At 38.9% G+C, this 12,749-nt stretch carries 8 protein-coding genes; 4 read left to right on the forward strand and 4 right to left on the reverse strand.

What is annotated here, in order from left to right:
* Window positions 1–149 precede the first annotated feature (149 nt).
* Window positions 150–2,762 (reverse strand): ATP-dependent chaperone ClpB, encoded by a 2,613-nt coding sequence (gene clpB, locus ACFFIP_RS05910; protein ID WP_382386656.1) that lies wholly within the window; start codon window positions 2,760–2,762, stop codon window positions 150–152.
* 219 nt (window positions 2,763–2,981) lie between these two features.
* Window positions 2,982–3,350, reverse strand: coding sequence for a hypothetical protein (locus tag ACFFIP_RS05915; RefSeq protein WP_382386657.1), 369 nt, complete (start codon window positions 3,348–3,350; stop codon window positions 2,982–2,984).
* A gap of 256 nt (window positions 3,351–3,606) precedes the next feature.
* Here ACFFIP_RS05915 and ACFFIP_RS05920 point away from each other — a divergent pair, with 256 nt between their 5' ends.
* Window positions 3,607–6,789 (forward strand): histidine kinase N-terminal 7TM domain-containing protein, encoded by a 3,183-nt coding sequence (locus ACFFIP_RS05920; protein WP_382386658.1) that lies wholly within the window; start codon window positions 3,607–3,609, stop codon window positions 6,787–6,789.
* A gap of 36 nt (window positions 6,790–6,825) precedes the next feature.
* On the opposite strand, the gene ACFFIP_RS05925 is transcribed toward ACFFIP_RS05920, so the two are convergent.
* Window positions 6,826–8,067, reverse strand: coding sequence for a dipeptidase (locus ACFFIP_RS05925; RefSeq protein ID WP_382386659.1), 1,242 nt, complete (start codon window positions 8,065–8,067; stop codon window positions 6,826–6,828).
* 176 nt (window positions 8,068–8,243) lie between these two features.
* Between ACFFIP_RS05925 and ACFFIP_RS05930 the strand changes: the two genes are divergently transcribed.
* The 3 genes from ACFFIP_RS05930 (at window position 8,244) to ACFFIP_RS05940 (ending at window position 12,066) form a co-directional block, all read left to right on the forward strand.
* Complete coding sequence (locus ACFFIP_RS05930) at window positions 8,244–9,959, forward strand: alpha/beta hydrolase (protein WP_382386660.1); 1,716 nt, start codon at window positions 8,244–8,246, stop codon at window positions 9,957–9,959.
* Window positions 9,960–10,118: 159 nt separating this feature from the next.
* Window positions 10,119–11,120 (forward strand): acyl-ACP desaturase, encoded by a 1,002-nt coding sequence (locus ACFFIP_RS05935; protein WP_382386661.1) that lies wholly within the window; start codon window positions 10,119–10,121, stop codon window positions 11,118–11,120.
* Window positions 11,121–11,211: 91 nt separating this feature from the next.
* On the forward strand, window positions 11,212–12,066 hold the full coding sequence (locus ACFFIP_RS05940; RefSeq protein ID WP_382386662.1) for a pirin family protein: 855 nt from the start codon (window positions 11,212–11,214) through the stop codon (window positions 12,064–12,066).
* A gap of 65 nt (window positions 12,067–12,131) precedes the next feature.
* Here ACFFIP_RS05940 and nqrE read toward each other — a convergent pair whose 3' ends face one another.
* Window positions 12,132–12,743, reverse strand: coding sequence for an NADH:ubiquinone reductase (Na(+)-transporting) subunit E (nqrE, locus tag ACFFIP_RS05945; RefSeq protein ID WP_382386663.1), 612 nt, complete (start codon window positions 12,741–12,743; stop codon window positions 12,132–12,134).
* Window positions 12,744–12,749 lie beyond the last annotated feature (6 nt).

The following is a 12,749-nucleotide window of genomic DNA, read 5'->3' on the forward strand; positions in this document are numbered from 1 at the left end:
AATTGCCAGTCTGATTTTTAAAAACTACCTTAGACATTGTTGTATTTTGTTCAACTCTAAAATAATAATTTTAGAGAAGATCAACAATAAAAAAAGGGTGTCTCGACTTTTCGGACACCCCCTTTTCATTAAGACATAAAATTTTAAGATTAAACATCAACTGTATCTACATTCTTGAAGTAAACCTGTTTGTCTACATCCAAATCCACCAATACAGCAGAATCACTTTTAATATATCCTGCCAATATCTGCTTGGAAAGCTCATTCAGCACCAATCTTTGCATTGTCCTCTTCAGTGGTCTTGCGCCAAACTGAGGATCAAACCCAACTTCACCTAGGTAATCCAGTACCTCTTGGGTTGCTTCAATTTCAATATTGGCCTCAGATAGCCTTTTCTGGATTTCCCTCCATTGGATATCAACGATTTTCCTGGTCACTTCTTTATTCAATGGCTCGAACATGATCGTTTCATCTATCCTGTTGAGAAACTCTGGTCTTACAGATTTCTTCAGTAGATCATAGACTTCCCTTTTAGTCTTTCCCATAATCTCTTCCTTATTCCATTCCTCCATTTCGGCAAACCTTTCCTGGATCAAATGAGAACCAATATTGGTAGTCAGGATGATGATGGTGTTTTTGAAATTGGCGATTCGGCCTTTATTATCTGTCAACCTACCATCATCCAACACTTGCAGCAGGATATTGAATACATCCGGATGGGCTTTTTCAATCTCATCCAAAAGTACCACTGAGTATGGCTTTCTTCTCACCGCTTCAGTCAATTGCCCCCCTTCATCATATCCCACATATCCAGGAGGCGCTCCTACCAGTCTGCTGACTGAATGCCTTTCCTGGTATTCAGACATGTCTATTCTGACCATGGCATTTTCATCATTGAAGAGGTACTCTGCCAGAGCTTTGGCTAATTCAGTCTTACCGACCCCTGTAGTACCCATGAATATGAATGAACCGATTGGACGCTTAGGGTCCTGAAGTCCTGCCCTGCTTCTTCTTACTGCATCTGACAGTGCGATAATTGCCTCTTTTTGGCCGGCTACTCTTCTACCTAGTTCTTCCTCCAAATGCAGTAGTTTCTCCCTTTCACTCTGAATCATCCTGGACAATGGAATTCCTGTCCATTTGGAAACCACAGCTGCAATATCTTCATTATCCACCTCTTCTTTCAGAAGGGGTGACCCTTCCTGCATTTGCATGAGTTGGGATTGGTATTCCTCCAGCTTCTTCTCCGCTTCTACTATCTTACCATAACGGATTTCTGCTACTTTACCGAAATCACCTGCTCTTTCGGCCTGTTCAGCTTCAAGTTTTAATTTGTCGATATTTTCTTTTTCGGTTCGAATCCCGGTGATTACAGACTTTTCACTTTCCCATTTGGCTTTGACGCTTTGCCTCTTTTCAGATAAATCAGCTATTTCCTTGCTCAATACCGCCTCTTTATCCTTATTATTTTCGCGACGGATAGCCTCTCTTTCAATCTCCAATTGCATGATTCTCCTATTGAGCTCATCGAGTTCCTGAGGCAAAGAATCTATCTCCATTCTAAGTTTGGCAGCAGCTTCATCCATCAAGTCAATTGCTTTGTCCGGTAAGAATCTATCTGAAATATATCTTTGAGAAAGTTCTACTGCAGCGATGACTGCATCATCTTTGATCCTTACCCCATGGTGAAGTTCGTACTTATCTTTAATACCTCTCAGGATAGAAATGGCATCAGCAGCATCCGGCTCATCTACCATTACTGCCTGAAACCTCCTCTCCAAAGCCTTATCTTTTTCGATGTATTTCTGATATTCCTTTAAGGTCGTGGCACCTATAGCATGCAGTTCGCCTCTAGCCAGTGCAGGCTTAAGCAAGTTGGCTGCATCCATCGCACCTTCTCCCCCACCTCCAGCACCAATCAACGTATGAATCTCGTCGATAAAGAGGATAATCTCTCCTTCAGAATCAGACACTTCCTTGATTACCGCCTTTAGCCTTTCCTCAAACTCCCCTTTGTACTTAGCTCCTGCTACCAATAAACCCATATCCAAAGAGATCAGCGTTTTTGATTTCAGATTTTCAGGAACGTCACCACTGACAATTCTTTGAGCTAAGCCCTCTACAATGGCTGTCTTACCTACCCCTGGTTCACCCAAAAGAATGGGGTTGTTTTTGGTTCTTCGTGCCAATATCTGTAGCACTCTCCTGATTTCTTCATCTCTGCCAATTACTGGGTCAATTTTCCCCTTTTTGGCCAGCTCGTTAAGGTTTTTGGAATATTTTTCCAAAGCCCTATACTTTGATTCTGCATTTTGATCTGTCACTTTATTTCCTTTTCTTAATTCCTTAATTGCTTCAATCAGAGGCTTTTCTGCTAAACCTTGATCTTTTAATAACTGCCCTGTTTTGTCCCCTACAGCCAAAATAGAGAGGATCAAATGCTCAATAGCCACAAATTCATCTCCAAATGTCTTGAGATATTCCTTTGCTTTGACCAAAACCTGATTGCTTGAATTGGAAAGGTAAGGTTGTTGTCCACTGACTTTGGGGTAACCTTTGATAAGCTCTTCAAGCTTTTGGCCCACCAATCCCTTGTTTACTGATAATTTCTTAAATAAAAAATCAGTCACGTTTTCATCTTCTGAAAGAATTCCCTTCAGGATATGTGCCGGCTCTATCGCCTGCTGCTGCTCTGCCATTGCCAACTCAGCGGCTTTCTGAATAGCCTCCTGTGACTTGATGGTAAATTGATTGAAATCCATGGTTATAGTTGGTTATATTTATGCAGATGGTTTTAATCTACTTTTACGACAATACCTTTCCATCAAATTATTCACCAAAGAAAAAACCAGTGAAAAAACTGCAATTTTGTCCGTGAAACATTAAAAAAAATGAAAATATAGGACTTTTTGACATAAAAAAACCATCACTCTCTTACAAGTGATGGCAGTTTTTTTCAAGAGAAAAAAGGAATACCCAAATCAATTACGGCTGAGCCTATCTATTTCTCTTTGGTACTTATTTACCTCTACATCTGCTTGCTGAACTAGAATTTCGGTCTTTTTAATAGCCAGTTCCATTTTAGAAAGTTGCACTCCGGAAGTTTTGGACTTCTGCAGAGCCTTTTCATATTTTAGGTTTTGTTTGGCAAGTTTAATCTCAGCTTTTTGTTTCTTATTAAGTGCCTTATCATGATTTTTGATGGCCTTATCCAGACTTTTGACTCTTTTTTGCTCTTCCTTCTCAGCCGCAGCAGCCTGCTTTTCCATCTTCTTAGCCTGCTTCATTTCAGCCTTTTCCTGGGCCAAAATTCTTCTTTCTTCTTTCTCTGCTTGCTTTGCTTCTTTCATTTCCTGTTTAGTTTTTTCCGCTTCTTGCTGAGCGGCGACAGAATTAGACAGAAATAAGAAACCAATTAGAAATACATACAAAGCATATTTAGACATATGAAAACATTTTTATTGTTGAGAAAACAAAAGGTTAATTTTTATTTTAGTCCTTTTGACTTTTTTATTTTTTTTAGTAATCAAAACATTTATTTTTACTTCAATTGAACCACCCCAAAACAAAGATTAATATTACATTGCTTTTTATTAAAAACAAAATATGGATCTCCAGTTCGCCAATAACACCTTTGCTATACCAGTATTTCTAACCAGTTTACTTTTTATAGCACTGGCTGTTTATTCATTTCGCCAATCCAATCAGGCTGGTGAAAAATATTTTTCTTTTTTAATGATAAGCTGTTTCTTGTATTCCTTCTTTTATGGAATAGAATTATTTGGCACAAACACTGACACCATCAAACTATTTTATCTACTTGAATTCGTTGGCGGGGTCTATGTATCTCCTCTTTTGGTACTATTTGTTCTTAAATATTCAGATAAATCAAAATATTTAACATCTCAATGGTTGGGAATACTTTTTGGAATTTCAACATTTTTTCTGATTATGGTCTTGACCAATGATTTCCATAACCTCTTTTATTTCGAAATTTCATCAAAATTCAATTCCTATTTCCTTGCTGTATCCACTGAACCTTCCATCCTTTATTGGCTTTATGCCGGCTACAATTCTCTTTTGATTATCATCGCTAATTTATTGCTGACAAGAATGCTGTTTTCTGTACCTGATGTATATAAAGGCCAGGTTTTCATCATGCTAATAGGAACCATCATGCCTTGGATTGCATATATTTCTGTAGTTTTCGGCTATTATCCTTACGGCCTTGACCCAGTACCTTTCATGCTTGCTGTTAGTGGATTCATGCTGTTCTGGTCATTGTTCAGATATAAACTTTTCAAAATCAATCCTATTGCCTTTAGAACTATTTTTGACAATCTCTCTGACGGAATCCTTATAATCGATGATGTTGACAGCATCATCGCCATGAACAAAAAGGGACATTTGTTGATCAAAAACTACGTTCCTAAAGGAAAAATATCCAACATCAAAGAGTTCCAGTTTTTCTGGCCAGAATTACTAGATCTTTTCTCTAATGAAAACCCTAAAAAATCATTGGAGTTTTATCTTAAATCAGAAAACAGTTATTACCTGGCTTTCCTGAAAAATATTGAAAACAACCAAGAAGATAGCGGCAACAACGTCAAATATCTTTTTTTCAGAGACATCACCAACCAAAAGCTTGCTGAAGAGAAAATCCGTGCCAATGAACAAAAGCTCCAAAAAATCAACACAAGCTTACTGAGAAATGAGAAAATGCTCACTTCTATTGCTTTTGCGACAAAAGAACTTTTATCCAATTCAGATTTTCAAAGAGCTACCCAAAAAGCCATTACAATTTTGGGAGATGGAGCAGGAGCTGACAGGGCTTATCTCTTCGAAAATTCATTGGACGAAGAAGGCAATTATTTCAGCTCCCAAAGATTCGAATGGAGTGGCTTAGGTGTAGAATCAGAAATCGATAACCCAAACCTCCAGGGCTTACCGATCAGTGTTTTCGGTGAATCGATGACTTTCCTTTTGGAAAATGAAATTTACTTCAATATCGTTTCTCAAATTGAAGATGATGGACTTAAAGGGCTCCTTGAAAGTCAGGAAATCAAATCTATTCTTCTGATTCCAATTTTTGTGGAAAAAAGATTCTGGGGATTTGTAGGCTTCGATGACTGTCATAAAGAAAGAGAATGGAGTGAAGCTGAAACAGCCCTTTTGATCAGCTTTGCTGAAAGTATTTCCAATGCAATTGAAAGGAAAAACATGGAGCAAAACCTGAGACTTTCAATGCAGCAGGCAAATGAAGCCAGTATAGCAAAATCAGAATTTCTGGCAAACATGAGCCATGAAATCAGGACACCTCTAAATGGCGTGATCGGATTTTCTGACTTGTTAATGAAAACTGAACTCGACAAAACTCAGAAGGAATTCCTCAAATCAATTATTCAATCAGGCAATCTGCTTCTGGACATTATCAATGATGTACTGGATTTTTCAAAAATTGAAGCGGGAAAACTGGAACTAAGTCCAACCAATGTCAGTCTGGTCAAATTGGCCCATGAATCACTCAAATTGGTGGAGCCAACTATAGAAGAAAAAGGTCTTGAACTGAAAGTTTCCTTAGATCCATTATTACCAAAAAGTGTGGTTGTAGATGCTACCAGAATCAAACAAGTATTGATCAACCTACTGGGAAATGCAGCCAAATTCACCCAAAAGGGAGAGATAGAGTTATCGATTTTAAAACTTGGGGAGTCTGAAAACGGTCAAACAGTTGATCTTGAATTCGCCGTTAGGGATACTGGCATCGGAATTTCAAAAGAAAAGGAACAAGTAATTTTTGAAGCATTTGCACAGGAAGACAATTCCACGACTAGGAAATACGGAGGAACAGGACTAGGGCTTACTATCAGTAATAAGATTTTAAATCTGATGGACAGCCGATTGGAACTGAAAACAAAACTCGGGGCAGGAAGTCGCTTTTCCTTTGCGATTACATTGGCAGTTGGGGAAGCGGAAGAAGAGGTTAAGCCAAAAATTTCAGAAAGAGAAACAACCCAGAAAATCAGTTCACCTATCGATGCCAACGAAGGGCATCCCGCCTATCAAGATCTGAAAATTTTGTTGGTGGACGATAATCCTGTAAACATGCTACTGGCAAAGACTATTGTCAAAAACCTTTTGCCTAAATCCAAGATATTGGAAGCTAAAAATGGTAGGGAAGCTGTGGAATTTTTTTCAGTTGAAAATCCCTCTATGATTTTCATGGATATTCAAATGCCTGAAATGAGTGGGTATGAAGCTACTTCTGAAATCAGAAGATTGGAAAACAATCAAAAACGAACGCCAATCGTTGCCCTTACTGCAGGAACAGTAAAAGGAGAATTTGAAAGATGTATTCAAGTAGGAATGGATAATTACTTATCCAAACCGGTTGTAGTAGCTGACATTCAGGAGATGTTGGAAAAGTACCTTGGCAACGGTAAACCTAAAAAGGAGAAGAAGGTATTATCAAGACTGGAGGAATTCAGAAAATCAGACCCTGAATTTTTCAGGCAGTTGCTGGAGGTTAGCATGCAAAATATAGAAAAGCTAAAGCAGGAACTTATTGAAAATCTCGAAAAGAAAAACCTTAAATCCATCAAACAATCCTGTCATGCTATTAAAGGTGTAGCCTTAAATCTGGATTTTACCAAATTGGCCGAATCATGTGCCGCTATAGAAAGCCTTGAAGAAATAGAGTCTCCTACACATCAGAAAACATTCGATGAAATCATGAAACTAACGGATTCCACTTTGGATAATTTAAAATCTGAATTGGAAAAGGCATAAAAAAAGAGGGAGCTTGAACTCCCTCTTTTTTTATGATTAACTTTTTGCTGCTGCTTCCACTTCTTTCCAGACCCGGAAGAAGTTTTTAGAACATATTTTTTCAATATCCGCTCTTGAATATCCTCGCTTCAATAATTCTGCTATGATATTAGGATACATGGAAGCATCTTTAAGACCCTCTGGCAAGGTGTCTCCTACGCCATCGAAATCAGAACCTAGTCCTACATAATCTATCCCCACCAAATTAACCACATGATCAATATGGTCTACTACCCTAGAGACATGGACCACAGGCTTTTTGTCAGCAGTGTATGCCCGAATATATTCCTGGGCAGACTCATCTCTATAGGTAAGATTATTTTCCTTTAACCATTCTTGGATATGCGCTCTATTGGCTGCATTTGCTTCAGAGTAAGCTTGATCCAAAAAGCTGCCGCCGAAGGTAATCATTACCATCCCTTTCTTTTCTGCAAGTTTTTGAATAATCTCATCTGATACATTTCTTTCAAAACCTGGTGTAAAAGAACGCGCTGAGCTATGTGTTGCTACAATTGGGGCTTCACTGATCTCTGCAACATCGAAGAATGTTTTATCGGTGATATGGGAAACATCTATGATCATACCCAAACGGTTCATTTCCTTTACTACTTGCTTACCAAATTCACTCAAACCTCCGTGGGTCTCCACATCATCATAGGAAGAATCGCCTACAAGATTATCTTTTCCGTGTGTCAAAGTCATATACCTGATACCACGGCTGTAAAAGTATTCTACATTACTGAGGTCATCTTCAATGGCAGCAGCATTTTCAATGCCCATTGGAAGAGATAGCAGACCTTTCTTAAAATTTGCCTCAATATCTTCAGGAGACCTTGCCAAAGCCAATTTATCCGGCCACGTTTCCACCAATCTTTCCACCATCATGATCAGGGTGTCGGCCAAAACTTTGGCTCCTCCTTTTTCCTGATAAGATGCTGCAATATAAATAGCCATAAATGGCGCATCTACCCCACCTTCCTTTGCTCGCACATAGTCGATGTTGCCCTCATTACTTCTTGTCATAAAGTCGAAAACTTCCCCATTTAGGTCATTCCCACTATTATACATCCTCAAAGGAAAGTCCATATGGCCATCGACAATAATGGTGCTTTGGGCAATTTCTTTGGCGATTTCCAATCTTTCTTCATCAGTCATGGCGGTATAATCCACTGAGATAGGTTTTTCCCCACAACTGTATAGAAGGCCTGCTGCCAATAAGCTGAAAATAGTTTTTCTCATAATTTCAAAGGTTAAGTCTTCAAATTAAACTTTTCCAAATATTCTTTTCTCTGAAGATTTATAAACGGTCATAAACTTTGTTGAAAAAGGAAAAAGCTCCGTTTATGTAATTAGTGGAAAATCGAAAAAATGAAATTCAATTTTTAAGTATATTCATCTGTCCACTTAAACAAGCTATGAAATACTTTTCCTTTTTACTCATCCTGTTGGCATTTTCCTGTCAACCAAAACAAGATTTTCAATTCAATATCTCAGTTAATCCTGAACTAGAAGAAGACCTGAAGGACGGAAGATTACTGATTCTTTTACATCATCACGACAAATCAGAACCGCGTTTTGCGGTCAGTGATGAACCTGGATCTGCTCAAGTTTTTGGCGTTGATTTTGAAAATTATCAAAAAGGCAAAAATCTGGAAATGGATCTTAATAGCTTTGGTTATCCTATAGAAAGCTGGCAAGATATCCCTGAAGGAGAATATTGGATTCAGGCTTACATTGTCAAACATGAGACCTTCAATAGAGCGGATGGGCATACGGTAAAATTGCCAGTTGAACAATGGGAAGGAAGACAATGGAACCGTACCCCCGGCAATATTTTCAGTCTCCCTAAAAAAGTCAACTGGACTGGCAAGCAATCTTTGGAAATTGTTATTGACCAAATTAATCCTCCAGTGGAAGAACCAGAGGACACCGAATTCATCAAACACATCAAAATAAAAAGTGATCTCCTTTCAGCATTTTGGGGCAAAGATATTTTTTTGGGTGCCCATGTTTTGCTACCAAGGGATTTTGACCAGCATCTTAATGAATATTATCCACTTATGGTTTTTCATGGCCATTTCCCTACAGATTTCAGTGGATTCAGAACATCTCCTCCAGATGAAAACCTTGAAGAAGAGTACAATGCAAGATTTGGGATATATGGCTACAATAAAATCCAGCAGCAGGAAGCCTATGACTTTTACCAAAGATGGATCTCTCCTGATTTTCCAAAGTTTCTCGTTATAGAAATACAACATCCCAACCCCTTCTATGATGACAGCTATGCAGTCAATTCGGATAACCTAGGACCCTATGGTGATGCCATCACTTATGAATTGATCCCTCATATAGAAAAAACTTTCAGGGGTATAGGAGAAGGATGGGCAAGGTTTACGTATGGAGGATCAACCGGTGGATGGGAAGCACTTGCTGTTCAGGTCAAATATCCAACTGAATACAATGGCTGTTTTGCCGCCTGTCCTGACCCTATAGACTTCAGGGCATATACCACGGTTAACATTTACGAGGATGAAAATGCATACTTCCTAGAGGGTCCCTTCAAACGAACTGATCGGGTGGGTAAAAGGAATTACTTAGGACATGTGTCAGCTATGTTGAAGGACATGAACCATAAAGAACTGGCATTGGGAGGCACCAAGAGTAGATCGGGAGATCAGTGGGATATTTGGCAAGCAGTATTCTCTCCTGTCGATTATGACGGTTACCCTAAGCCTATTTGGGACAAATACACAGGTAAGATTAATAAAGAGGTAGCAGAACATTGGAAAGAAAATTATGATCTCCGTTACATCATGGAAAGGGATTGGAGCACTATTGGAAAAGACTTAGAAGGGAAAATCCATATTTACTGTGGAGATATGGACAATTACTACCTCAACAATGCCGTTTATTTAACAGAGGCCTTCCTCGAGAGCACCGAAGATCCCTATTACAAGGGAGAAGTCCTTTATGGTGACAGGGCTGAACATTGTTGGAACGGAGATCCAGATTTTCCTAATTATATTACGAGACTGCGATATAATACCATGTATCTCGACAAAATCGCCAACAGGCTTCAGGCTACAGCTCCAACAGAATTCAACCTTAAAGACTGGACTTTAAAGAGATAAGAACAAGAAATGAACAGAAACCAAAATCAAAAAACAGGTTTTCTTGAACTTAATACGGGTTTTTGTCCTTACCTTTATAGAACTGGAATAGAACCTATTCAAAAAGCAATACCAAAAAACCAGAAATAATTTCGTTTCCTTCTGGAAAGTTTTACCCATATGGATAAGTCAAAAGAAATAAATTACGAATTAGAAAAAAACATGGAAGTCATCTCTCAATTGGATGGCTTTGTAAACCATGCTGTGGAAAACATCCTAGTAGATCCAGATGAATGCTGGCAACCGTCAGATTTCCTGCCTGACATGGCTCAAATGGACGCATTTGACGAAATTAAAAAACTTCAGGAAAGAGCTGCTAATATCCCGGATACTGTCATCACTTCTTTGATCGGTAATATGATCACTGAAGAGGCACTACCCAGTTATCAAACATATTTTAATTTGCTCGAAGGCATCAATGTTGAAGGCAGTTTGCTGAGCAATTCCGGCTGGGTAAAATGGTCCAAAGCTTGGACAGCTGAAGAAAACAGGCATGGCGATTTGCTGAACAAATACCTCTACCTTTCAGGAAGAGCTGATATGAAAAAGGTAGAACAAACAATCCACCGTTTGATCTACAACGGTTTTGATCCCAGATCTGAAAAAGATCCGTTTCAGGCCATCATCTATACCTCTTTTCAGGAAAGAGCCACAAAAATATCACACGTCAACACAGGTAAACTAGCGGATAAAGCAGGTGATGATGTGTTGTCCAGAATTTGTAAAACTATCGCAGGAGATGAAGCCCGGCATGAAAAAGCGTACAAAAGCTTTATGTCACAAATCTTTGAAATAGATCCAAGCGGAGCTATCCTGGCTTTTGAAAAAATGATGAGAAAGCAGATTGTCATGCCTGCTGTCCTGATGGGAGAAGGTAGTAGCAATCCATCACTTTTCGACCAGTTTTCTGCCATAACCCAGAAAATAGGGATTTACACAGGATGGGATTACGCTAGAATCATTGACCATTTGGTAAAACTTTGGGACATTGAAAACCTGACCGGTCTTACTGATATGGCTGCAAAGGCTCAAGATTATCTTTCAAACTTGTCGGATAGGTACATGCGACTTGCAGATAGAATGAAAGCACCTGATGAGGTCACCTTAGCTTGGTTAAAATAAAAATTTAAGCCTGAAGAAATTCAGGCTTTTTTTTGTAATCGAGGAACAAATTAAGATCAAAACCTATTATATGTCTATACATCTATTAGCTATGAGAACAATTAAAGAAATACATAAAGCCCACTATCATCCAATTGCAGATCTGATTACCTATAATCCTCTGCCTTCTCCAAGATTAAATCAGATAGATCCATTCATATTCTTAAACCACCATGGACATCAGGTATATAAGCCAAATAATAATGGTTTACCATTTGGTCCACATCCGCATAGGGGGATGGAAACCGTAACCTTTATTTTGGAAGGAGACATCATGCACAAAGATTCAGGTGGTCATGAATCTATTATTGAAGCTGGAGGTATACAGTGGATGACAGCCGGGAGTGGATTAATTCATGCAGAAGTGTCTTCCTCTAAATTCAAGAAGGAAGGTGGGGAATTGGAAATATTGCAGCTATGGGTTAACCTACCTGCAAAATACAAAATGACTGAACCAAGGTATATTGGTCTACAAAAAGATGAAATAACCGCGTTCAGTACGGATAATGAACAAGTAAATGTCCAATTAATAGCCGGAAGCTGGGGAGAATATAAAGGATCATTTGAGACTTTGACCCCTATTTTCATGAGCACCCTTTACCTTAATGAGGGAGCCATAGTAACCAAGGAAATACCTTCGGATGAAAATATATTCTTCTATGTAGTAAGAGGAAAGGTCAAAGTCATGGGAGAGGAAGTCAATTACAGAAACCTGATTGAATTCGAAAATGATGGAGACAATATTTCATTCCAGGCAATTGAAGATGCCGTGGTCATTTTGGGACATGCTAAACCTTTCAATGAACCAATGGTAGCTCAGGGCCCTTTTGTAATGAATACACAACAGGAGATTATGCAAGCCTACCGAGACTATCAAATGGGCAAATTTGGAAGTTGGAACCATTAAAATTTAACAAAAAAAAGAGCCTTGAGGAAATTCCTCAAGGCTCTTTTTTAGAATTACTGTATTGATCAAAGATCGATACCCATGAAAGACATAAAGGCAATTCCCATCAAGCCCGTAAGCAACATGGTAATACCAAGACCTTTCAAACCATTAGGTACGTTTGAATATTTCAATTTTTCTCTGATAGATGCTAATGCTACGATGGCCAAGAAGAAACCTGTGCCTGAACCGAAACCGTAAACCGCAGCTTCTGCCAAAGTATAGTCTCTTTGGGCCATGAAAAGTGATCCACCCAAGATCGCACAGTTAACGGCAATCAAAGGAAGGAAAATACCCAAAGCTCCATAAAGTGCCGGAGCAAACTTTTCAACAACCATCTCAACCAATTGCACCATAGCAGCGATGATGGCAATGAACATGATAAATCTCAAGAAAGACAAATCCACAGTTGCGAAAGAATCACCCAACCAAACCAAAGCACCTTCTTTCAATACAAACTCATTCAAAAGCCAGTTGGTAGGCGCTGTTACTGTCAATACGAAAATTACCGCTGCTCCAAGACCAAGTGCAGTGCTTACCTTTTTGGAAACAGCCAAGAAGGAACACATTCCCAAAAACAGGGAGAACACCATGTTGTCGATAAAGATCGAACGTATAGCTAAACTTACTAATTCCATGTCAAT

Origin of the sequence: Fontibacter flavus (assembly GCF_042432905.1) — a bacterium.
In the GTDB taxonomy this organism is placed as follows: domain Bacteria; phylum Bacteroidota; class Bacteroidia; order Cytophagales; family Cyclobacteriaceae; genus Fontibacter; species Fontibacter flavus.

Excerpts from the sequence above, each read along its gene's own strand:
- clpB (WP_382386656.1), bottom strand. The coding sequence starts at position 2,762 with ATGGATTTCAATCAATTTACCATCAAGTCACAGGAGGCTATTCAGAAA.
- ACFFIP_RS05915 (WP_382386657.1), bottom strand. The coding sequence starts at position 3,350 with ATGAAAGAAGCAAAGCAAGCAGAGAAAGAAGAAAGAAGAATTTTGGCC.
- ACFFIP_RS05920 (WP_382386658.1), top strand. The coding sequence starts at position 3,607 with ATGGATCTCCAGTTCGCCAATAACACCTTTGCTATACCAGTATTTCTA.
- ACFFIP_RS05925 (WP_382386659.1), bottom strand. The coding sequence starts at position 8,067 with ATGAGAAAAACTATTTTCAGCTTATTGGCAGCAGGCCTTCTATACAGT.
- ACFFIP_RS05930 (WP_382386660.1), top strand. The coding sequence starts at position 8,244 with ATGAAATACTTTTCCTTTTTACTCATCCTGTTGGCATTTTCCTGTCAA.
- ACFFIP_RS05935 (WP_382386661.1), top strand. The coding sequence starts at position 10,119 with ATGGATAAGTCAAAAGAAATAAATTACGAATTAGAAAAAAACATGGAA.
- ACFFIP_RS05940 (WP_382386662.1), top strand. The coding sequence starts at position 11,212 with ATGAGAACAATTAAAGAAATACATAAAGCCCACTATCATCCAATTGCA.
- nqrE (WP_382386663.1), bottom strand. The coding sequence starts at position 12,743 with ATGGAATTAGTAAGTTTAGCTATACGTTCGATCTTTATCGACAACATG.